19 protein-coding genes and 1 other annotated feature are annotated in these 22,075 nt (G+C 42.4%); of the genes, 5 read left to right on the plus strand and 14 right to left on the minus strand.

Annotation, left to right across the window (positions count from 1 at the left end; genetic code table 11):
• Positions 1-1,084 precede the first annotated feature (1,084 nt).
• Complete coding sequence (locus CSV72_RS11380; RefSeq protein ID WP_158232202.1) at positions 1,085-1,714, plus strand: phosphatase PAP2 family protein; 630 nt, start codon at positions 1,085-1,087, stop codon at positions 1,712-1,714.
• 46 nt (positions 1,715-1,760) lie between these two features.
• Complete coding sequence (gene mscL, locus CSV72_RS11385) at positions 1,761-2,147, plus strand: large conductance mechanosensitive channel protein MscL (RefSeq protein WP_099678442.1); 387 nt, start codon at positions 1,761-1,763, stop codon at positions 2,145-2,147.
• Between the two features lie 352 nt (positions 2,148-2,499).
• Here mscL and CSV72_RS11390 read toward each other — a convergent pair whose 3' ends face one another.
• From CSV72_RS11390 to CSV72_RS11435, 10 genes are all read right to left on the minus strand, one after another.
• Positions 2,500-2,979 carry an acyl-CoA thioesterase gene (locus CSV72_RS11390; RefSeq protein WP_099634915.1) on the minus strand — a complete coding sequence of 160 codons (480 nt, stop codon included), beginning with the start codon at positions 2,977-2,979 and terminating at the stop codon, positions 2,500-2,502.
• Positions 2,980-3,069: 90 nt separating this feature from the next.
• Positions 3,070-3,954 (minus strand): C40 family peptidase, encoded by an 885-nt coding sequence (locus CSV72_RS11395; protein WP_158232203.1) that lies wholly within the window; start codon positions 3,952-3,954, stop codon positions 3,070-3,072.
• The gene (locus CSV72_RS11400) at positions 3,947-5,056 is read right to left on the minus strand and encodes a mandelate racemase/muconate lactonizing enzyme family protein (RefSeq protein ID WP_099678444.1); all 1,110 of its coding nucleotides are present in this window, start codon (positions 5,054-5,056) and stop codon (positions 3,947-3,949) included. Before CSV72_RS11400 ends, CSV72_RS11395 begins: the two co-directional genes overlap by 8 nt.
• Positions 5,057-5,986: a S66 peptidase family protein gene (locus CSV72_RS11405; RefSeq protein WP_099678500.1), complete on the minus strand. Its 930-nt coding sequence runs from the start codon at positions 5,984-5,986 to the stop codon at positions 5,057-5,059. It lies immediately after the preceding gene.
• A gap of 253 nt (positions 5,987-6,239) precedes the next feature.
• On the minus strand, positions 6,240-7,031 hold the full coding sequence (trpA, locus tag CSV72_RS11410) for a tryptophan synthase subunit alpha (RefSeq protein ID WP_099678445.1): 792 nt from the start codon (positions 7,029-7,031) through the stop codon (positions 6,240-6,242).
• The gene (trpB, locus tag CSV72_RS11415; RefSeq protein ID WP_099678446.1) at positions 7,028-8,218 is read right to left on the minus strand and encodes a tryptophan synthase subunit beta; all 1,191 of its coding nucleotides are present in this window, start codon (positions 8,216-8,218) and stop codon (positions 7,028-7,030) included. The genes trpA and trpB overlap by 4 nt, the downstream gene beginning before the upstream one ends.
• Complete coding sequence (locus CSV72_RS11420) at positions 8,202-8,834, minus strand: phosphoribosylanthranilate isomerase (RefSeq protein ID WP_099678447.1); 633 nt, start codon at positions 8,832-8,834, stop codon at positions 8,202-8,204. Before CSV72_RS11420 ends, trpB begins: the two co-directional genes overlap by 17 nt.
• Positions 8,831-9,619 (minus strand): indole-3-glycerol phosphate synthase TrpC, encoded by a 789-nt coding sequence (trpC, locus tag CSV72_RS11425; protein WP_099678448.1) that lies wholly within the window; start codon positions 9,617-9,619, stop codon positions 8,831-8,833. The genes CSV72_RS11420 and trpC overlap by 4 nt, the downstream gene beginning before the upstream one ends.
• Positions 9,616-10,647, minus strand: coding sequence for an anthranilate phosphoribosyltransferase (gene trpD, locus CSV72_RS11430; protein ID WP_369802911.1), 1,032 nt, complete (start codon positions 10,645-10,647; stop codon positions 9,616-9,618). Before trpD ends, trpC begins: the two co-directional genes overlap by 4 nt.
• Positions 10,648-10,712: 65 nt before the next feature.
• Complete coding sequence (locus tag CSV72_RS11435) at positions 10,713-12,092, minus strand: anthranilate synthase component I family protein (RefSeq protein WP_233191250.1); 1,380 nt, start codon at positions 12,090-12,092, stop codon at positions 10,713-10,715.
• A 91-nt stretch (positions 12,093-12,183) separates the two neighbouring features.
• Positions 12,184-12,403: a binding site (T-box leader), on the minus strand.
• 174 nt (positions 12,404-12,577) lie between these two features.
• Between CSV72_RS11435 and CSV72_RS11440 the strand changes: the two genes are divergently transcribed.
• The 3 genes from CSV72_RS11440 to CSV72_RS11450 all read left to right on the plus strand — a co-directional run bounded on the left by CSV72_RS11440 (position 12,578) and on the right by CSV72_RS11450 (position 17,437).
• Positions 12,578-13,282, plus strand: coding sequence for a pseudouridine synthase (locus CSV72_RS11440; protein ID WP_099678451.1), 705 nt, complete (start codon positions 12,578-12,580; stop codon positions 13,280-13,282).
• 255 nt (positions 13,283-13,537) lie between these two features.
• Positions 13,538-15,955 (plus strand): EAL domain-containing protein, encoded by a 2,418-nt coding sequence (locus CSV72_RS11445; protein ID WP_099678452.1) that lies wholly within the window; start codon positions 13,538-13,540, stop codon positions 15,953-15,955.
• Between the two features lie 180 nt (positions 15,956-16,135).
• Positions 16,136-17,437, plus strand: coding sequence for a uracil/xanthine transporter (locus tag CSV72_RS11450; protein WP_233191252.1), 1,302 nt, complete (start codon positions 16,136-16,138; stop codon positions 17,435-17,437).
• A 27-nt stretch (positions 17,438-17,464) separates the two neighbouring features.
• Here the strand turns inward: CSV72_RS11450 and CSV72_RS11455 are convergent, their stop codons facing one another.
• From CSV72_RS11455 to CSV72_RS11470, 4 genes are all read right to left on the minus strand, one after another.
• The gene (locus CSV72_RS11455) at positions 17,465-18,076 is read right to left on the minus strand and encodes an SAM-dependent methyltransferase (RefSeq protein ID WP_099678453.1); all 612 of its coding nucleotides are present in this window, start codon (positions 18,074-18,076) and stop codon (positions 17,465-17,467) included.
• 49 nt (positions 18,077-18,125) lie between these two features.
• Positions 18,126-19,697: a sensor domain-containing diguanylate cyclase gene (locus CSV72_RS11460; RefSeq protein ID WP_099678454.1), complete on the minus strand. Its 1,572-nt coding sequence runs from the start codon at positions 19,695-19,697 to the stop codon at positions 18,126-18,128.
• 137 nt (positions 19,698-19,834) lie between these two features.
• The gene (locus tag CSV72_RS11465; RefSeq protein ID WP_099678455.1) at positions 19,835-20,452 is read right to left on the minus strand and encodes an NAD(P)-dependent oxidoreductase; all 618 of its coding nucleotides are present in this window, start codon (positions 20,450-20,452) and stop codon (positions 19,835-19,837) included.
• Between the two features lie 119 nt (positions 20,453-20,571).
• Complete coding sequence (locus CSV72_RS11470; protein WP_099678456.1) at positions 20,572-22,020, minus strand: phospholipase D family protein; 1,449 nt, start codon at positions 22,018-22,020, stop codon at positions 20,572-20,574.
• Between the last annotated feature and the right edge of the window lie 55 nt (positions 22,021-22,075).

Consider the following 22,075-nt stretch of genomic DNA (forward strand, 5'->3'; position numbering starts at 1 on the left):
TGTCTCATGGCCACGGCCTACCCCGCAGTTGTGCCTGCGCTGCTGAGTGGAATTTACTTTGGTTGCAGTTCTAAGAATGATTAATTGCGTATCTTACCCAACCTCAAACGCGGTTGACGGAAAGACTATGCGGCTGCGAGTCTTTGTCACTTTTGTTGGGGGCATTGCTCGACTGGTTGTTGGATACTGAAGTTAGTGAGTGTCTACTTTCTGGACTCGCGCAGGCACTTGGGGGATTGCCTACAGCCAGGAGCCAGCTGGCGATAGTGCTGCCAGTTGCCTCATGGCCACGGCCTACCCCGCAGTTGTGCCTGCGCTACTGCGGGGTATTTAGTTAAGTTGTGGTTCTAATAGGAAGAAGATCAGTGATTTGGTGATTCTGATTTTGTACTTTTGAAAAAGAAGTATACGAACTACCCTACACCCAATTCAACGAAGGCGACTGCTGTGGTAGGCGTAGCGAGGAGACAAAGACAGGCGAACTTCCTGTCTCTGGCTCCTCGCGAAAGCCATCCACCAGCGCCGAAGTGGGGACAATGGACTTGCCACTTACATAGACAGCTAAACCACAACTTCCCGATCAAACAGGAAAAAGAAAAAGCACATGCAAGAACCACAACCCACCGCCGCTTATTACGCACCTTTAACAGAAACGTAATCCGACAGCACTTTCACGACTATAAACACCCACCCGAACTGCCCTACACCCAATCCAACGAAGGCGCCTGCTGTGGTAGGCGCAGCGAGGAGACAAAGACAGGCGCACTTTCCTGTCTCTGGCTCCTCGCGAAAGCCATCCACCAGCGCCGAAGTGAGGGCAATGGACTTGCCACTTACATTGCCAGCTAAACCACAACCTCCTGATTAAACAGGAAACAGAAAATGCACGTGCAAGAACCACAACCCAATGCCGCTTCTTACGCACTCTTAACAGAAACGTAATCCATGGTCACTTACGCACTAATTCCTTTTGAAAAAACTACCCGAACTGTCCTACATCCAATCCGACGAAAACCCCTACATTTCACTGTACATTCTTTTTATAATCGTTCAGAATATACAACTATAGAAAGGAATGTTTACCGTGCGTGAATTATCACTTCGTTTATTATCCGTTTGGATTATTTGTATTTTATTTACCGGCTTTTTCGCCTATATCGCCAGATCCATTCATTTGCAAACAATCTCTAGTTTTGATGAACCCATTATAGACTTTGTGCAAAGCGCAGAATCTCCAGGACTGACGTCTATTATGAAACTGTTTACTACCATCGGTTCTACAACATCGGTTACTCTATTGGCCATACTGACGCTCGGAGTTCTGTTATGGAAGAAACATCGTGCGCAAGCAGTACTATTCGGCATAGCACTGGCTGGGACAGGCATTCTTAATCAAGTACTCAAATTCATCTTCAAACGAGAACGTCCTGATTTTAATCGGCTGATCGACATTGGTGGCTATAGTTTTCCTAGTGGACACACGATGATGGCGTTCAGTTTCTATACGATACTTGCTTATATCCTATGGAGAAATCTAAAGACTACAGGAAGCCGAATCGCTATCACCATTCTTGCAGTTATAATGATTGCAATGATTGCAGTCAGTAGAATCTACTTGGGTGTTCATTTCCCAAGCGACATAGTCGGTGGCGTACTAGCTAGTTCAGTCTGGTTGTTCGCATCTATCGCATTATACCAGCGTTTACAGCGCTAATAATTGGGTAAAAGACATAGGAAGATTAATAAAGGAGGTTATGTGAATGTGGAAGGATTTTAAGGAGTTTGCGTTTAAAGGAAATATTTTCGACTTGGCAATCGGTGTCGTAATTGGTGCGGCATTCGGTACAATCGTTTCTTCATTAGTTGAAAATATTATGACACCACTTATTGGAATCTTATTAGGTGGTCTGGACTTCTCTTCATTAACTTATACGATTGGCGATGCTGCAATCAAATACGGTCTATTCATTCAATCTATCATTGATTTCTTGATTGTTGCAGGTTCGATTTTCGTCTTCTTACGAGTACTTATGAAGTTAAAAATGAAGCCAGCAGATATAGTTGAAGAAGAAGAGGAAGAAAAACCGCTAGATATAAAAGAGGAATTACTTACTGAAATTCGTGATTTATTAAAAAGCGAACGATAAAATTGCGAACACTCATTCATCTGGTCGTCCAGCCGCCACAGTTGTCTTACAAAGTCCATTGCAACGCGCCTGTCAAGGTGTTACAATTATAGGCAGGATACTGATCAAAGGAGTGGATATTCATGTGGTTCGTCTATATCATGTATGCATTGTTTGCATTTATTCTTGGTGGAACAGTACTTGGACTAGTCCGTACGTTCAGCAGTAATAACTAATACAACTTAACAGCAGTGAATGAGCGGGCTATGGCCTATTCATCCACTGCTGTTTTTATATACACAATTATATAAGTGAATTTCATGAAAAAGCACTAAGTAGAAACGATTTCCCCCATTTCTGCCTAGTGCTTATATTAATGTTTCATCAATCTCCGCTGCTTACGAAGTTCACGTCGTGCCGGTGCGGTATCGAAAAGACGTTTTTCTAATTCCGTTTCAGGATACACTTCCGCCACTGGTATCGGACGATTTGTGTCATCTACCGCAACCATGGTACAGAATGATTCCGTCGTCAACCTCACTTCACCTGTTACCAAGTTTTTGGAATGAACGGAAATAAAAACTTCCATAGATGTGCGACCAACGGAAGTAACTACCGCTTCAAGTTCAATGACATCGCCAAGCAAGGCTGGAGAAACGAAATCGACAGAGTCGATCGAAGCGGTGATTGCAGCTCTAGTCCCTGCGTGTTTCATAGCAGAAATAGCTGCGATTTCATCGATATACGAGAGGACTTTTCCTCCAAAGATTGATTCAATATGGTTCGTGTCCGGCGGTAAGACCAGCTTACTTTGGATTGTTCTCGACTCGCTCATCGGTTTTGGTTCAGACATAACGACAACTCCCTTTTTAGTACGTTCTTTCAAGTATACATAAAAGAAGGGAGTCAATGCTAATACTTGCTTGTTGTGTTGCATATTCGATTAAATAACCCTACGCACACTACAGACATTTCCGGCATATGCGGACTTCTTTAACTCGATTTGCTCAATTAATTTCCCAGTTGAAGGTGCGTGAAGAATTATTCCGTTACCCACATACATCGCTACATGATGAATATACTGCTCTTCATTCTTGAAAAAGATTAAATCACCTTTTTGCCATTCTGCAGAATCAAGTGAGACTGGTCTGCCCTCTTCTGCCTGATCCACCGCATCACGCGGCAAGCAAATTCCACACGCTTTCCATATAGTACGGATGAATCCTGAGCAATCAAATCCCCAGGCAGACATGCCACCCCATAAATACGGCAAGCCAATGAAGCGTCTTCCCACTGTTAGCGGACGGTGAATCGATTCTTCTCCCACACGCTCGACATCAGATGCATTTAGTAGTTTCCAACCATGCGGTGTCCATACACGTATCTTCTTGCCGCGTCGTTCAGCGGAAGGAAAGATTGTATTGAAAGAAACTCGTAAAAAGAAGGCACCTGACTCGTCAAACAGAGCTGCTTTTGAATTAGTCACTCTGACAAACTCTTCTGTCTGTAGTCGTTTCTTCATGGAAAGTTGTACCAGTGGCACCCAGCCAGGATAGCCTCGCGGATTTTTCCGAGTCGACTGAGTACTAGCAATGATACGTGCCCAGTCACCAACCACTTCTTCGACAATTACAGATTCACCGTATAATAATTGCGTTTGAATTTGATTCTTGTCACTTAGCGCTAGACGTTCTTCATAAGATAACTGGGAAAGCCACCTATCGATTTGTACGGGGTGATCCAAAGCAGGAAGATCAGCCACACGGGGAGAATCAGGATCAGTCCATACTGTCGCAACGCTTACCGCGCACATCCATTTCTCATTCACATGCATGCTCCTTCACCCATTGCATCATCCGTTTTGAATCAAATCCTAGTCCTGACTCCTTACTAAATTCCATATGCGATCCGTGATACAGCACGCCACCCGCAGAAAACTTCTCTGCCAATAATAGTGGTGCGTCTAAATCCACTCGCGTTATATTCGGTTGACTCGCTGCGATATGGGCAGCTGCCGTCACCCCAATCGCTGTCTCCATCATACTTCCGACCATACACTCTACGCCATTTACTTCAGCCAATGCATTTATTTTCAAGGCTTCGCGGATCCCCCCCGACTTCATCAATTTGATATTTAGTACATCCACTGCGCGCATCTCCAGCAATTTTTTTGCATCCCTCGCTGAAAATAATGATTCATCTGCCATGATCAGTGTGCTTGTCTGTCTTGTCACGTCCCTCAAGCCTTCTACATCATATGCGGCAACTGGCTGTTCTATTAATTCCAAATCTACTCCATCATCTTCCAACTGACGAATGAGACGAATGGCTTCTTGTGGTTTCCAACCTTGATTGGCATCGAGGCGAATCGTGATATCTTGGCCGACGGTTCGACGAATAGCGTGAATCCTTTCTCTTTCCTGTTGTAAATTACCTGTACCTACTTTCACTTTTAGCGTATCGAATCCTTTGGCAACATGTTCTGCTGCTTCCTTTGCCATATGAGCAGGTTCTCCGACACTGACTGTCAAATCTGTTTTCAGGCTTTGGCGGTAGCCACCCAACACTTGCACTAAAGGTAAACCGCAAAGCTGTCCGAATAAATCATTCACTGCCATATCTACTGCAGCCTTTGCACTCGTATTACCTATAATAGCTCGTTGTATTCTCTCCGTTAATACTTCCCGTCGCGAGATATTTTGGCCTATCAATACGGGCGCAAAAACGTGATGGATGACATAACGAATTCCACCTATGGAATCTCCCGTTATAACGTGTGTCGGCACCGCTTCGCCCCAGCCGATTAGGCCGTTGTCAGTTGTTAATTTAATAATGACCGATTGCACAGTATGAACCTTTCGCAATGCCGTGATAAACGGTTTACGTAATAGGGATGACACGAGGAATGTTTCCACCGTGCGAATTTGCAATTACTCCACTCCCGGTAAGATAGTCAGCGTCTTACTATTTGCATCCAAACGTCCTTTCACACCAAATGGAATCGCAATATTCGGTTCGCAATGACCGATACGGAATCCTTTTACGACAGGCTGATGTAGTTTGCCAAAATAATGTTCAAACACTTCATCCATTGTCAGTGAAGCATTCGGCTTCGTTGGTGTCGATTTCGCGAAATCACCAATCACGATACCTGCTGCTTCGCGAAGCTTGCCTGCGAGACGTAATTGATTGAGTAGACGATCCACTTTATAAGGCTCTTCACCCACATCCTCAATAACAAGCAACCGATTATTCGTCTTAATCTCAAATTCACTGCCTAGGCTGTTGACTAGTTGCGTCAAATTACCGCCCACCACTTCGCCTTCTGCCACACCGCCTACAAGTGTTTCGAGTGGCGAGATAGCTTCAGAATAATGAACTTCTACAGGCGTAAATAATTGCCCGAACATTTTGCCTGACATTTCATGAAACTCTTCTTGTGCGACACATGATGCAAGCATCGGTCCGTGGAATGTAACGAGTCCTGCCCCCTGACGAATCGCGGTATGTAGATACGTAATATCACTGAACCCCCAAAACACTTTTGGATGGTCGTGGATCAAATCGAGATCCAGTTGTTCTGCGTAGCGCGCCGAACCGTAACCGCCACCCGCACAGAGAATCCCTTTCACTTCGGGATCTTTAAACATTTCATGCAAGTCAGCAAGCCGTTCTTCATCAGTCCCTGCCAAATAACCATTTTTCTTATACACGGACTGTCCTACTTTATAGCGTAGACCCAATTGCTCCAAAAATTGAAATGAACGTTCCAATACTTCACGTTCTACAGGACTGGCTGGTGCCACGATCCCAATTACATCACCTTGTACTAAATGTGCTGGACGAATCATTCTACTCATCACCCTTTCTACGTCCTACTTTATCATATTCATGAAACTCCATTGTCATCACGAGATTTCTAAGACATTTGAAATAGATTGTGGGTAATCTTTGAGTTATCCCCTTTATGAACAGCTAATCCCCAGGTATTGTGCATACATCACATTAAATTACTTAAATAACAGAAAAAGTTATTCACAATTCTTTGATTGTGGATAGTTTTATTTCCATAAAAAACGGACAACTGAAATGTATCAGTTGTCCGCAAAATGATTAGCTATTAGTCAGTTGATTTTTGGATGCATTAATTAACGTCCGAACCTTTTCGTATTCTCCTTCATGAAGAGCCGTCACGATCGCACTTCCAACGATGACACCGTCAGCAAGTCCGCCAAGTGTGCGAACATGTTCCGGAGTAGAAATACCGAATCCTGCGAGAACTGGAACGGAACTTGCTGCCTTTAGACGCTCCAAGTGACCTTCGAGTCCTTCTGTAAATGATGATCGGACACCCGTAATGCCGTTTACTGTCACTGCGTAAATAAATCCTTCTGCTGCTTTCGCGATGGCTTCAATACGCTCAGCTGGACTAGTTAGAGAAACTAATTGAATTAATGCCACATCGCTATTTTTCAGCGCTTCTTTAAGTAAGTCACTTTCTTCAAGCGGTAGATCTGGAACAATTAAACCGTAGACACCACTCGCTTCACAATCTGCCGCAATTGATTGCAAGCCATAGCTAAGTACAGGATTCAAATACGTCATGATTACTAGAGGAATCTTAACTTCTTCTTTGAATGAAGCAAGTTCTGTCATAATCTTTCGTAATGTAATGCCTTCAGCTAACGCACGCTCACCAGCTTGCTGAATCACATCACCGTCAGCTACCGGATCGGAAAATGGTATACCTACTTCAATAGCCGTTGCGCCCGCTTCTTGCAGGAACAATATCGTCTTCTTTAACGTCTGTAATCCGCCGTCCCCCGCCATGATATAAGGTACAAACGCTTTGTTTCCCTGTTCATTACATTGCACAATCGCTTGTGTCACTAGTTTTTTCGTCATATGGATTGACCTCCCAGCGCATCACGTACTGTTTGCATGTCTTTGTCGCCACGTCCAGATAGACAGATCACCAGTAACTCATCTTCCTTCATTTCTTTCGCTAACTGCACTGCATAATAAACAGCGTGCGCACTTTCAAGAGCTGGAATAATTCCTTCTACACGTGAAAGTAATTGCACCGCTTCAAGCGCTTGCTGATCCGTGACGGAATCATACTGCACACGCTTAATATCAGCTAAATGGCAATGCTCAGGTCCTACTGCAGGATAATCGAGGCCCGCGGAAATGGAATGCGCTTCTTGAATAAATCCATCCTCGTCTTGCAATACGTACATGTACGCACCGTGCAAAACCCCTTCTTGTTTACCTGCAATGGCTGCTGCATGTTTGCCTGTTGAAATACCGCTACCCGCGGCTTCTACTCCGTACAACTTCACGTCTTGATCATCAACGAATGGGTGGAACATACCGATCGCGTTACTACCGCCACCAATGCAAGCTACAACTGCATCAGGCAGACGTCCTTCGTGCTCTACGATTTGCTTACGTGTTTCATCACCAATCACTTGCTGGAAATCACGAACGATTTGCGGGAATGGATGCGGGCCTAAAGCTGATCCAAGAATATAATGTGTATCTTCTACATTGGAAACCCAGTAGCGCAATGCTTCATTGACTGCATCCTTCAATGTACCTGAACCTTTATCAACGGAAACTACTTTCGTACCGAGCAGTTCCATGCGGAAAACATTTAGTTCTTGACGACGGATATCTTCTTTGCCCATGAATACAACGCATTCGAGACCGAGTAACGCACAAGCAGTAGCTGTCGCCACACCATGTTGACCTGCTCCTGTTTCGGCTACAATTTTCTTCTTACCCATACGAATCGCAAGCAACGCCTGGCCAAGAGAGTTATTAATCTTATGGGCACCTGTATGATTCAAATCTTCACGCTTCAAATAAATTTTTGCGCCACCTGCATGCTTCGTCAAACGCTCTGCAAAAAACAAAGGAGTTTCACGACCTACAAACTCTTTCAAATAATAATCCAATTCCTTTGAAAATGCGGGATCTTGCTGCGCTTTTTCGTAAGCGGCTTCTAACTCCTGCAATGCTGTCATCAATGTTTCCGGAACGAACTGACCCCCGAATTTACCGTAGCGTCCTTTAGTTTCTGTTGTCATGACGATCTCTCCTACCCTTCGCTGTATGAATAAACGTTTGAATGCGTTCCGTGTCTTTTTGCTTCTCTATCTCCACTCCGCTTGATACATCGACCATATATGGCTTCACTTGCCCTAGCGCTTCCTGTACATTTCCTGCATGCAGTCCACCAGCTAAAATAATTTGTTCTTTTGATACTCCTGCATTTTCAAGTAACGACCAGTCAAATGTTTTACCACTACCGCCTTTATATTCAACACCTGGTGTGTCAAATAAATAATAATCTACATCATATGTGGTAGCGAGTTTTACGTCGTCTTCATTTTCAATAGGAAGTGCTTTAATAGAAGGTAATCCTACTTGCTGAATGAAGGCAGGTGTCTCATCGCCATGATACTGGATGTAATCGAGCGGCACCTCGTCGTAAACCTTTTGTAAATTCTCTTTCGTTTCATTCACAAAGACTCCGATCTTTAGTACGGACGATGGAATGAGTTTCGCAAGTTTCTGTGCCTGCTCTACTGTCACTTCCCTGCGGCTTGGTGCAAATACAAAACCTATAGCATCAGTGCCCGCATCCACAGCAGCTTGTACATGTTCAGGCTTCATCAGCCCGCAAATCTTTACTTTTGTCATGGTCGAGCCACGCGCTTTTCCACTTGTAATGCTTGCAGGGCTTCTTTTACTGAATCACTGCGCATCAAAGATTCCCCGACAAGTACTGCACTTGCTCCAGCTTTTGCTGCACGTTCTGCATCCTCAGGTCCCCAGATTCCGCTCTCACTGATGAACACACGCTCTTCATCAAACGGGAAGTGCGATGCGATCAATTCTGTCTGCGCTAAATCCACTTCGAATGTATGCAAATCACGATTGTTGACGCCGATAATTCTCGCGTCAATCGATAATGCGCGTTGCAACTCTTCGACGTTATGCACTTCTACTAGCACATCTAAGCCTTCTTCATTGGCATACGTATACAAGCTTCCGAGTGTTTCATCATCGAGTGCAGCCACAATTAATAAAATGACGGATGCACCCGCGCTTTTCGCTTGGTCAATCTGTATTTTATGAATCATAAAGTCTTTACACAACAATGCGATCGGTACAGCATCCGCTACTGCAGACAAATCTTCAAATGATCCTTTAAAGAATTCCTTATCCGTCAGTACTGAGATACACGCAGCACCAGCTTCATAATAAGCTGTCGCCTGTTCAACAGGGTTCGCACCTTCCGCAATCAGCCCTTTAGAAGGAGATGCACGTTTCATTTCAGAAATGACTTGCAGTTGTTTCGCTTTCACCAGTGTTTGATAGAGTGAAGGACGTGTGATCTCCCGTTCCGGAAACGTCACGTTACTCGCTAGCAATTGTTCTACTTCTATTTTCTTCTGTGCAATAATTTTATCTAAGATCGTCATTGGATAACCGCCTTTTGCCGAATCATTTCGCTGAATGCGACGACGGCATCTAGTTTTTCTAAAGCTTTGCCTGATAGGATACTTTCCGTAGCAACTTTCACGCCTTCTTGGATTGTGGTAACTTGGCCATTTGCAAACAGACCAATTCCTGCATTCAACACCACTGTATCAAACTTCGGGCCACGTTCTCCACCTAAGATTGACCGCGTAGTCGCAGCATTTTCTACGGCGTCCCCACCTTTAATCGCTGACAACGGTGCGTATTCAAGACCTACATCATCCGCAGTCAATGAAAATGGAATTAAATCACCATGATCGAGTAATACAAATTCATTCTGGCCCGCAAGAGACGCTTCATCCATTCCGCCTGCTCCACTTACGACAATCGCTCTTTCACGTCCTAGCATTCTGAGTACTGACGCATATTCCATAATGAAATCCGGACGGTTAATACCGGTGAATTGAGTTTCAAGTGATACGGGATTCGTTAAAGGTCCAACTAAGTTGAAGATCGTCGTCTTCCCGATTTTGTTTCGTATAGCCCCAATCCGTTTCATTTTCGGATGAATAGATGGTGCGAATAAGAATGCAATACCTTGTTGTTCCAGTAAATTCTGCATATCAGGTATTTGGAAGTCGGAATGAATGCCGAGTGCATCCAGGACGTCCTGGCTTCCTGATGCGCTCGAAATTTTACGATTACCGTGTTTCGCAACTTGGACCCCAGCACCCGCCAAGACGAATGCAGCTGTCGTACTAATATTGAACGTATTGACACCGTCTCCACCCGTTCCGCAGTTATCCAGATAACGCGCCTCTGTAGGCGTCAGGTCATTTGCATATGACTTCATAACGGCTGCCAACGCAGCTACTTCATGTGATGTTTCACCTTTTTTCGATAACGCGATCAAAAACTGTGCAATTTGATCTTCATCTGTCGCTTCATTAAACATCAGCTCAGCTGCTTCTCTCATCTCTTCATACATAAGGTGGCGTTGCTTCTCTACTATGCTTAAAAACTTCTCCATACTCATCTCTCCTCTTCTCGTCTAGACGTTTACGCGATCTCTCGATAAGGCTTGGGCCTTGACAATTACTTGGTCATTTCCGTTGCTTCTAGTAAAGAACGAGCTTTATTGGACGTTTCTTTATATTCTAATGAAGGTACAGAAGCTCCTACTATCCCGGCACCTGCCTGAACATACGCTTTGCCTTCTTTTACGAGCATTGTACGGATCGTCAATGCGAAGTCGATGTTGCCGTTTAGTCCAATGTACCCGATAGCACCTCCGTAAATCCCACGATGCTGGTCTTCCAGTTCATCAATCATATCCATGGCGACCGGTTTAGGAGAACCTGTTACAGTTCCTGCTGGCATTGTCGCTTTCAGTGCATCCAGTGCATGTAAGCCTGGCGCAAGGTCACCGGTCACTTCGGAAACTAAGTGCATAACATGTTCATAGCGAACGGTTTCCAAATAACTTGCGACTTCAATCGTTTCGGGACGACAGATTTGTTGCAGTTCTTTCTTGCTGACTTCCACTAGCATATCGTGTTCGGATAACTCTTTCGGATCATTGCGTAATTCGATTTCAAGCGCTTTGTCTTCCGCTTGATCTCGTCCTCTTCTGCGAGTGCCTGCAATTGGATTGGTTAATACTTTATCTCCGGTTACACGCACGAGACTTTCAGGTGACGTTCCGATTACTGTATGATCTTCAAACTCCATGTAATACATATACGGAGATGGATTACGGCGACGCAGTTTACGATACAACGCAAACGGATCACCTGTAATATCTGCTTCAAAGCGACGTGACAGAACAACTTGTTCCGCCTGTCCCTCTTTAATCGCATCTATGACAATTTGGACACGACGCTCAAACTCTTCTTTGGAAATGGCACAACGATAATCAGAAAGGGAAACACTATCTTCTTTATCGACTGAACCATTGACGATCATATCCTCGATAGCGTCCAAGTCAGGTGCTTCGTATACTGGATTGATTTCTGTATGCAGCAACGTCACTTCGTGTAATTGATGGTCATAGATCACGATAGTATCGTAAATATTGAAGTAGACATCCGGCATCTGGAGATCATCAGCTGTTCGCTGTTCACCATTTCTTGCAGCTCCATACCCTACATAACCAACCGCACCGCCTGTAAACGGGAAACCTGCATCTTCCGTAATACGTGGCATGAGACGCTTCAATAACGTATAGAGATCCCCTTCATGCGTATACGTTCTATTCGTTGAGTAGACAATCTCTTCTACCACACCATCCCGACCACGATAGGCTTTTTGAGGATTCAGTCCAATGAATGAATAGCGCCCTGACCCACCTGCTTGCGATGAACTCTCCAACAGGAATTTATGATTTCCTTTCAATCTTCTAAATATCAAAATAGGGGTTAAGGAATCTCCTTCAATCTTTCTCGTCGTTACCCGTAAGTTCTTCTGCTCTGTCATCATGATCATTCTCCTCTTCTCTATGGACTACCGTATAATTCATGTGATTAAATAGAAAAAGCCCTCTGCAAACAGAGCCAGTTAGCCTGTTGCAGAGGACGATTATGTAACCGCGTTGCCACCTCAAATTGAAGCACCGAAGTACTTCCACTTTATGTGTTTTCACACTGCCCTTAACGCGAGCAAACGTCTGTTTTTCGTCAAAACAGCTGCCATAAGTCCATTCACGAACGATGTGTATCAGTTTTCACCAGCCACTGACTCTCTAGGAAGCACATGCAATCGCTACTCTTCTTATTCATATCTTTTCGCTATTCTCTTCTCTGCTAACTCATCTCATCTGCCGGGACGATTCCGCTATCGAAACCTTCTGTCCATCTAGTTATTATATTTATCTTAATATGCAGAATCTTTAATGTCAACAATTTCTTACGGAAAAAATGCTATAATTAGCTTATTGCGACAAGTGCGGGAGGAGAATCTTTATGCGAATCAATAAATTTCTAAGTGGTGCAGGAATTGTATCCAGACGAGGTGCAGATCAGTGGATTGCTGACGGTCGCGTGAAAATCAACGGACAACTCGCGGAACTAGGAAGTAAAGTCGAGGTCGACGATCAAGTAGAGGTCGACGGCAAACTAGTCGAACAAGAAGAGCAGTTAGTTTATATCGCACTGAATAAACCAGTAGGTATCACTAGCACAACAGAACGACATATTGAAGGCAATGTTATAGACTTTGTTAATCACCCATTACGTATTTTCCACATCGGACGTTTGGACAAAGATTCAGACGGTTTATTACTATTAACGAACGACGGCGATATCGTCAATGAAATCCTTAGGGAAGAATATGGCCACGAAAAGGAATACATCGTTACAGTGGATAGTCCCCTAACCGCTTCGTTTATTTCACAAATGGAAAACGGAGTGAAGATCCTCGATACCGTAACGAAACCTTGTACCGTGAAAAAGCTCGGGCCTAAAACTTTTTCTATCATCTTGACACAAGGTTTAAATCGTCAAATACGCAGAATGTGCGCAGCTCTTGGCTATCATATACGTCGCTTACAACGTGTACGAATACTTACTATTGAATTGGGTGATCTCCCAATCGGCGAATGGCGTGAACTAACAGATGCAGAGCGTAAGAAGTTATTCAAAACACTTCATTACGAACCGAAGAGATAAAAAGATCATGGAAGAGCCTTACAAAGCCTTCCGTGATCTTTTTTACTATGCAAGCACTCAAATTCCAACACCTCTAATAACCTATATATATTCTCTTTAATAACTAGTTCAAAACTCTCTCATTCATGCTATAATCAGACAGTTAATATATTTAATTCTATCTATTAGGTATTTTTATTTAATTTCATAACACTTAGCATTCAAATAAAGGACTATTCTATTTCCATAACTGCTTTTAAGAAAGGATGTGCATTTATGCCGTTACATACTCCTAGTATTTCTTCACATCTATCCACGCTACTTGATGAAAAGTTCTGCATATCACTCATTGACTTAAATGGTCATCTGACCTATGTAAATCAGAATTTTTGTGAGCTGACAGGTTATAGCGAAGAGGAGTTAATTGGTAGAACATGGGCAAAGTTAAATAGGGAACTCTCTATTGAAGAGACGCTTTATACGCTTTCGAAGCACTTTATCCATGAAACTGTCTATCAAGAATCTATACAGATTTACTCTAAGCTAGGCATAGCACACTGGTTGGATATTACAATTGTACCCATTTATGATACTGCCGGAAATTTAACCAGTTATCTCTCTCTCGATATAGATGTAACCGGATCGAAATTGGTCTCAAACGAGTATGACAAAACACGTGCCGATTTGCAAAACTTTAAATATGCACTAGATGAATCAGCAGTAGTCGTCATCACCAATCCACAGGGTGTAATTACGTATGTCAATAACCGCTTCTGTACTCTTTCGGAGTACTCACGTAATGAGCTAATTGGCAAAACACATAGGGTAGTCAACTCAGGCACACATCCTAAAAGCTTCTTTGCAAATATGTGGAAAACAATTCAATCCGGTCGAGTATGGAGAGGCATAATCCGTAATAAGTCGAAGTCCGGAAATCTTTATTGGGTCCATACGACCGTCGTTCCATTTATCGGTTCAGATGGTAAACCATTTCAATACATTTCTATACGTCAAGACGTGACATCCCAAATGGAAGCAGAAAAGTCATTAGAGTTAGCATTAAAAAATGATTTTACAACGACAGTGAAAAACCTTCAAAATGCTATTTTTAAATATTCTTTTGATGAAAATGATCAAATCAAAATTACATTACTAGAGGGAAAAGTAGCCGAACAACTTGGAATTACTGCAGATATGCTTAATCAATTCACATCCAGTAAAAATTTCACTTTGTCTACATTTAAACGAAAGCTTCTTGGAGCTTTACTTGGCCGTGTTGAACAGTTTGAATTTGACTATCAATCTAGAACCTTTCTAGTTTATCTGTCTCCTATTTTCGAAGGAAAGAATGTAGTCGAGGTTGTCGGTACCGCCAGTGACATTACCGATCGGAAAGAAGCTGAACGTTTAGTCGAACATATGGCATTTCACGACCATCTAACTGGATTGCCGAATAGAAGGTTACTCAAGCAGACAGTAGAAGACTTGATCGAGACCCGTTTAAACAACCGGGAACCTTTCGCTCTGCTTTATATGGACCTGGATCGATTTAAAAATATTAATGATTCTATGGGTCACTATGTAGGTGATCAATTGCTAAAAGCGGTTGGTGCAAGATTACAGACGCTCGTTAGACAAAATGACTTGGTCGGTCGACTTAGTGGAGATGAGTTTCTTATTCTATGTTCTGCTACGACGAAACAAGGAGCACGAATGGTCGCCCAGCGAATCGTCGATGAAGTATCAAAGTCATTCCTCATTGATTACTTGGAAGTCTTTATTGCCCCAAGCATCGGAATCAGCATGTTCCCAGACGACGGGGCCCAATACGATACACTTATTCGTAATGCGGACTCTGCTATGTATTTAGCAAAACAATCGGGTAAAAGCACATATCAATTTTTCACAGAAGAGCTTTATAAAGACTTGATGGAACGAACTTTAATTGAGATGGAATTACGCCAAGTCCTTCATAAAAAGGAATTGTCTCTACATTACCAGCCGCAATATGAATTTAATACAGGAAATATGATTGGCGTAGAAGCATTGGTACGCTGGCAACACCCTTCCCGAGGAATGATACCCCCTGGTCAATTCATTCCGATAGCAGAAGAAACTGGGATGATTCTTGCTATTGGTTTGTGGGTGCTAGAGACCGCTTGTAGACAAGCTAAAGAGTGGCAAGACTTAGGCTACACTTCACTATTAATGAGCGTCAACGTATCCTTACGTCAGTTTAAAAGTATTAGTTTTGTGACCGATGTCAAAGACACCCTTCATAAAACGGGTCTGCTGCCACGCTATTTGAATATCGAAATTACAGAGAGTATGACCTCCGATGTAGACTATTGCCAAAACATTTTACAAGATCTTCGTGAAATCGGCATTAAAATTAGTATCGATGATTTCGGAACAGGTTATTCCTCATTAAGTTATTTAACTAAGTTTCCGTTAACTCATCTTAAAATTGATCAATCTTTTGTTAGAGAATTACATTCAAATTCAGTTATTGTCAAAGCTATTATTGATTTGGCTAAGAACTTACACTTACGGGTGATTGCTGAAGGGGTCGAAACTCACGAACAGGCCGAATTTCTTCGTAAACTTGAATGTGATGAAGCACAAGGTTTCTTGTATTCTAGACCTGTGCCTCCCGACGAAATTTTACAGTTATTCACTACTATAAAACCATAATATGTAGCCAGCAGACAGACGCCTGCTGGCTACTATTTTTATAGTTGTTTGCCAATAAACTACTTTTTCATCGAAGTAATATTAGAAATATTATTCTTCCTATTAATTTTGTGCTATAGTTTTCTTTATATTTTAATTATTTAAACATACATAGATAACTATTTACAGGGAGAGATGTGAATGAGCACTACACAAATGCGGTATTCGATTACCGCGTTGGCCGGATTTCAATGGCTGTTCTTTATGTTCGCTAATACAGTTGTAATACCCATTTCAGTCGGTACTGCTTTTGAGCTTGAGCAGATTGAAATCGTTTCAGCCATACAGCGCTCATTTATTTTTACAGGAATAGCTTGTTTACTGCAAGGTGCTTTTGGACATCGATTGGCATTGATGGAAGGTCAGTCAGGTTTGTGGTGGGGTGTTGTACTCAGCTTGGCCGGAACTGCGAGCGCGATGGGCTTAAGTTTAGCTACGGTTGGAGGCAGTATTGCAGTAGGCGCCATGATTTCTGGTGTATTGGTTGCTACTCTCGGTATGCTCGGCATGGGTGAAATCCTGAAGAAGTGGTTTACACCCGCTGTCATGTTCGTGTTTTTACTACTATTGGCAAATCAATTGATTACCATCTTCTTAAAAGGAATGATCGGTCTCAATGACGGTGAATTTATTAGTCTGTCGAAAACTATATTTTCATTCGCTCTAGCGGGCCTCACGATTCTGGTTCATGTCAAAGGAAAAGGGATCATCAGTAGCTTGAATCTGCTCATCGGTATGACCGTAGGTTGGATTAGCGCTGTGCTGATTTTCCCGCAAGCAGCTACTGAAACGATTAAAACCACTCCATTTATCCAATGGTTTCCTTGGGGTGAACCGACACTTGAAATCGGTATAGTGGTTACAGTGGTCATTACAGGTTTATTGAATACGACGAACACAATAGCCACTCTAAAAGGTGCGGAAGATATATATGAAAAAGAAACTACTAAAAGTCAGTATAAAACTTCGTTCCTCATTACAGGAGGACTGAATATTGGAGCGGGTGCGCTGGGCCTCGTTCCGTATGCGCCTTATGCGTCTTCCATAGGTTTTCTGCAGTCCAGCGGAATAAAGGATAGAGCTCCTTTCTTTATCGGTTCAATACTGTTCATAATCCTTGGGCTCGTACCGCCATTAAGTGCATTTTTTTCCACTATCCCTCAAAGCGTAGGAAACACAGTTTTATTTGTAGCCTATTTACAGTTATTCCGTTCTGCCCTACGCAACGTGGAAGGATTAACTTTCGAACCTAAAACTATATATCGAGTTGCATTACCTGCACTTCTCGGATTATCTATCATGACATTGCCGGCCACTGTATTTTCTTCACTTCCTGAGCTAGTTCAACCTCTATTATCAAGCGGGTTATTAGTGGGTATCTTAGCTGCGCTCTTGATGGAATTAATTTTCTGGATGGGTCAGCGGTTCAGTCATTCTACATGAATATACAAACAGCCTTGATTTACATGTTCAAGGCTGTTTGTACGTATAGACTAGGAAGCGCTCTGCTTTGTCATGGATTTGCAAATGTGTAATCGGTATCTCTGCCAACTTTTCGAATAATGGGTGTCGATGCATGAAATAGACATATTCATCAGTCGGATAATATAGAATGATTTCCAATGCGCGGGGGGAGTTTTCTGCTGACTTTAGGATCCGTTGAACAACAGATCGAAAAACATCCAAAGAAAATGGATTGAAAAAATAGAACGTCACGGCATCTGCCGGAATGATGTAACTCTCTGCTATACAGCATTCAAATGAAATTGATCCAGGCCTCTTAGGGAAGGCTTGTCGATACTCCATTAAGTTAGTCATTGCATTTTGATGTAACACACCATTCATTTCTATACCTATCGTGTCCAAACAAAAAAGATGGTTTACATAAAAAGGGACTCTCCCTTTACCACATCCAAAGTCGATCAAGCTCCCCTCTTTTAAAAGGTCATGTTCGGTAAATAAATAATCTAGCATCTCGTAAGGCGTCGCTTCATAACGATTATAATGAGATAACTGATGAATCCACTCTTTAACACCAAGTGTTTTGATGTGTAAGCGTTTATCCATAGATTGCTCTTGCATTATTCTAACCCCTTTCAATTCATCTACCGCTAAAGAAAACCTCGGCATATTACTCATGCCGAGGTTCATCGGAAACGACGATGGTCTTATTACGTCCTGTACGTTTAGCTTCATACAGGCTTCGATCGGCCAACTCTATAAGTCGTGCCGGGTGGTTTGCGTGAAGTGGGTAAGCGACTACCCCAGCTGAAATTGTAATGACTTCACCACAAGGACTAACTGTGTCTTCCAATTTTTCACGAAGGCGTTCCGCCCTTAGATACGCAGTGACTTTATCCGACTTCGGCAATAAGATGACGAATTCTTCTCCACCGTAGCGACAACAGATATCTTGCTCGCGAACGGTTCGTTGCATCAAGTCTGCCAAGTAAATAAGTACTTCATCTCCTACTGCATGTCCGTAGCGATCATTGACACGTTTAAACTTATCTATATCAAAAATAATTAGAGCGAATGGCGTCCCATCGTCCACCCATTGCTTCATGTAACTATCCATCATTCGGCGATTCATTAACTTCGTTAAAGGATCTGTTGTTGATTGATGAATGAAATAGTTCATCTCGTTCTTGAAGTAATCCAAACTATGTAACATAGCTCCTTTTAATTGTCTCACTTCATAGTACCAATCAGAGATTCCTTCCATCTTTTCTTTTTGATCAGACTCTGTACTACTTTCCGTATAGTATGCCAACTTTTGAAGAGGCAGAGCGATCTTTCTTGAAAGATAGCTCACTAAAAAGAAAGAAAGGAGTAGTAACGGAAGAGACTTTACTGCCATCTCCAGCACCATTTTTTTTGCTGGAGCAACAGAAATATCTAGTTGTCTTTGCGCTACGATTCCCCATTCAGCAATGGGTACATAGGCATATCCGGCTAACATGGGTATCCCTTTTGTGTTGACTAGCTGTGTAAAGTCACTTTCCCCTTTAATTACTTTTTGCACCGCTAAGTTGCTTGAGACATCCTCTTTCAAACGCTCTTTTTCTTGATGATAAATTAGTTTGCCTGCATAGTCTACTACATAAACATATGAACCATTTTCATAATAATGGTTTCCTAAAAGCTTTTCTAATATATTGGGCTTATCAAGATAAATGGCGCCTCCTAAAAAACCTTTATACTCGTCACCTTCAAAGAGTGGAACACTGATGAATATAATTGGTTCTCCTTCAATTCCAACGTAAGGGTGAGAGACTATTTCCCTCTTTTCCTTAATCGCTTGCATTGCTCCAATTGAAGTCAACTTTTCCCCAACCAACTCAAGACTCGGAGAGGAAGCACCTAGTATGGTGCCTTCTGGAGAGGCAATCGCAACAGAATCAAATGTATTCGTTTCTAATCTAATCCGCTCTGCCAATGCATTTATTTGCGTTTGTGAAGAAGGGTCATTCAGGAGAGTTAACACTACTTCCGCATTAACTTCTAATGTGTTTAATATTTCACGTAAATAAGTATCTGTAGTAGAAGTCAATTTTTGGACATATGCGTAGTTCGTTTCTAAAGTTGAATTGATTAAGGTTTTTTTATGCACTTGATATGCTACCGTAGTACTCGTTAGAAAGGTCAACACAATTGCCAATATTGCCATGACTTGAATTAAGTTTTTCAAGGACCATCTCATCTGTCTCCCAATCTCCTTTTCCCTGTGGTGCTATCCTCCTATTATATCATAGAGTAGAGAGAGGTTATGGGATATTTCAAACCTTATAACATAATATACCAATATCCGCTGTTCATTCTTCCTTTGATTGACATTACTTAATAGGATATCCCAACTCTATATCCCTTATGTTCTTGTTTACAAAGTTCATCATAAGCGAACGCAGCAGTATCACCGGTAGAGATCTGGGCACCATCAATCGGCAAGTACTCTCTTTCCGTCCGATAATTGCCGACCGCTTCACCGTCAGGTAAATAGGTTGGGCAAACTATCGTCCAGTCTAAGCCGGAATCTTTCAACATAGTAAATACTTTATGGTGCTCCTCTGCGGCAAATGTCAACTTACGATGAGATTCATTCGATTGGTAACGTAACTTGGACGGTTCTGTTCTGCTATTTAATATACCCGCTGTTCCAATCGTTACGATTCTTTTGACCCCGTGTTCTTTCATCCCTTCAATAATAGCCGGCATCGCTTCCGTCAGTGTGGTTGTTTTGTCAGTGCCAAGCGCACTAACGACTGCGTCAGCCCCAACCAATGTATTTTCCACTACAACCGGATCCCGTACGTCACCTGCAATGATCGTTAACTTTTCTTGAGGTTTGCACTTCTCAGGAGATCGAACTACTGCCGTGACCTCATGATCGTCAGCTAATGCACGACGAACGATCTCACTTCCCGTACGGCCTGTTGCTCCAAATATTACAATCTTCATCTACTCCATCTCCTATGTTCAATTTATTATTAGAAACTCTTCATACTTCATACTTTATACTTTGCGCTATGAGAAAAAACTAGTGAAACACCGCAACGATAAGCAGTGCTTCTCTAATTTTAATATGATGTAAACTTCGCCCAGCGTTGCAATGCGTAAATTCCTCGTTGGAAGAATGTCAGGTTATTTTGGTATTCTTCTACGTCTAGAGTATATAGCGCGTCTTCGTTATTCCATATCCGATCGAAATAGGCGTTGATTTCATCTGTCAGCTCGCTGTCAGTTGGTGCTATAATACGCAGATTCGCTTCCAAGTTGTAATCACGTAACGTGCGCTCCGTTATATTCGAAGATCCATTTGTAATATACGTCTCTTCTGCGGTCTGTACGGTTACCAACTTAGTGTGATATTGACCGATTACGGTATTGTACCAACGTACTTTGATTTTATCGTCTGTGTTTTCTCTTATTTCTTGAACAACTGGACGATTAGGTAAACCTGATTTTTTACTACCGAATGAGTTTTCGTTCGGATCCAGGACAATCTCTACATTCACACCCCGATTGGCTGCTTCTTCTAAAGGCTGGATTACTTGTTGCTCAGAAAGATAAAACATGCCCATACGGATCATATCATCTTTTTTCGCTTTTTTAATATCGCTCACTAAGGCATCCATTACCTTACTTTCGGTCAAGTACTGGACTTGATAAGGTCCCTTTTGCTCTTCCACTTCGATACGTGGCAACTTTCCACCCGATGAATACTGAAGCACAGCTTCTTCCGATTCCAATATATCGTTCTGGATTGGGCCTTTCACTTTAAATGCCACATTGCCGTGACGGCCACTCGCTGCGTGAGGATTAGAAGAGGTAACTAATGCCGCTTGTTCTGTCACGAGTGTTTTTCGATGATTCGCTTTAACATTCAACAACTTCAGATAAGATGAAAACTTCACGTCAGGCGCATCACTTGCCAAGAAGTTGGGGAAACGGTTTTTCCCATTAAAATCAAACCACTGAAGGAAGATGCGATATACCCCAGAATACAGGGGCATCGAATCACGCAATGGCTCCAAGTCTGTATACACTACTTGTACGCCTGCTTTTTCCAATGCTTTAAACCATTCCGACTCATAGGATTCATAGCCGGTATTTACTGGATCCGTTATGTAGACGATCGGCATGTCAGGAAACTCTTCTTTTTTCTTCACTAGTACATCTGTTAGTTGATCCGCAATTTGAGGAAAGTCTTCCTTTTCATCGTAGTAATCATCCATTAAAAAGAAGTCGAGTACGACAAACTCTTGTGCATCTTCAATCATTTGAAATACTTCTTTGAATATGCGAAGCTCTGATTGGTAGTGATCCTTTGACTTCGTCTTGGAGTATGTCAAATCATAAATGAACTCTATATCTTCTACTTGATGAAGGTCTCCTTTATAGGAAATTCCAGATGGCAATGGCTTATATGTTTGCCAAAGCATGACACCTGCATAAAGTAATGCAACAAAAAGCAATACATAGGAAGCTATGCGCTTTTGGGTCATTTTACGTTTCTCTTTCGACACAAGCTCTCTCCTCCTTTCATTAGTCCGTTTGATTTATGTGTCCCTGAACACTTCG

The organism is Sporosarcina sp. P20a, from assembly GCF_002743175.1.
Classification (GTDB): Bacteria; Bacillota; Bacilli; order Bacillales_A; family Planococcaceae; genus Sporosarcina.

Bases quoted from the DNA above. Each gene is read 5' to 3' on its own strand.
- mscL (WP_099678442.1), top strand. From the start codon at position 1,761: ATGTGGAAGGATTTTAAGGAGTTTGCGTTTAAAGGAAATATTTTCGAC.
- CSV72_RS11390 (WP_099634915.1), bottom strand. From the start codon at position 2,979: ATGTCTGAACCAAAACCGATGAGCGAGTCGAGAACAATCCAAAGTAAG.
- CSV72_RS11405 (WP_099678500.1), bottom strand. From the start codon at position 5,986: ATGAGTAGAATGATTCGTCCAGCACATTTAGTACAAGGTGATGTAATT.
- trpA (WP_099678445.1), bottom strand. From the start codon at position 7,031: ATGACGAAAAAACTAGTGACACAAGCGATTGTGCAATGTAATGAACAG.
- trpB (WP_099678446.1), bottom strand. From the start codon at position 8,218: ATGACAACAGAAACTAAAGGACGCTACGGTAAATTCGGGGGTCAGTTC.
- CSV72_RS11420 (WP_099678447.1), bottom strand. From the start codon at position 8,834: ATGACAAAAGTAAAGATTTGCGGGCTGATGAAGCCTGAACATGTACAA.
- trpC (WP_099678448.1), bottom strand. From the start codon at position 9,619: ATGACGATCTTAGATAAAATTATTGCACAGAAGAAAATAGAAGTAGAA.
- trpD (WP_369802911.1), bottom strand. From the start codon at position 10,647: ATGGAGAAGTTTTTAAGCATAGTAGAGAAGCAACGCCACCTTATGTAT.
- CSV72_RS11435 (WP_233191250.1), bottom strand. From the start codon at position 12,092: ATGACAGAGCAGAAGAACTTACGGGTAACGACGAGAAAGATTGAAGGA.
- CSV72_RS11440 (WP_099678451.1), top strand. From the start codon at position 12,578: ATGCGAATCAATAAATTTCTAAGTGGTGCAGGAATTGTATCCAGACGA.
- CSV72_RS11445 (WP_099678452.1), top strand. From the start codon at position 13,538: ATGCCGTTACATACTCCTAGTATTTCTTCACATCTATCCACGCTACTT.
- CSV72_RS11450 (WP_233191252.1), top strand. From the start codon at position 16,136: ATGAGCACTACACAAATGCGGTATTCGATTACCGCGTTGGCCGGATTT.
- CSV72_RS11455 (WP_099678453.1), bottom strand. From the start codon at position 18,076: ATGCAAGAGCAATCTATGGATAAACGCTTACACATCAAAACACTTGGT.
- CSV72_RS11460 (WP_099678454.1), bottom strand. From the start codon at position 19,697: ATGAGATGGTCCTTGAAAAACTTAATTCAAGTCATGGCAATATTGGCA.
- CSV72_RS11465 (WP_099678455.1), bottom strand. From the start codon at position 20,452: ATGAAGATTGTAATATTTGGAGCAACAGGCCGTACGGGAAGTGAGATC.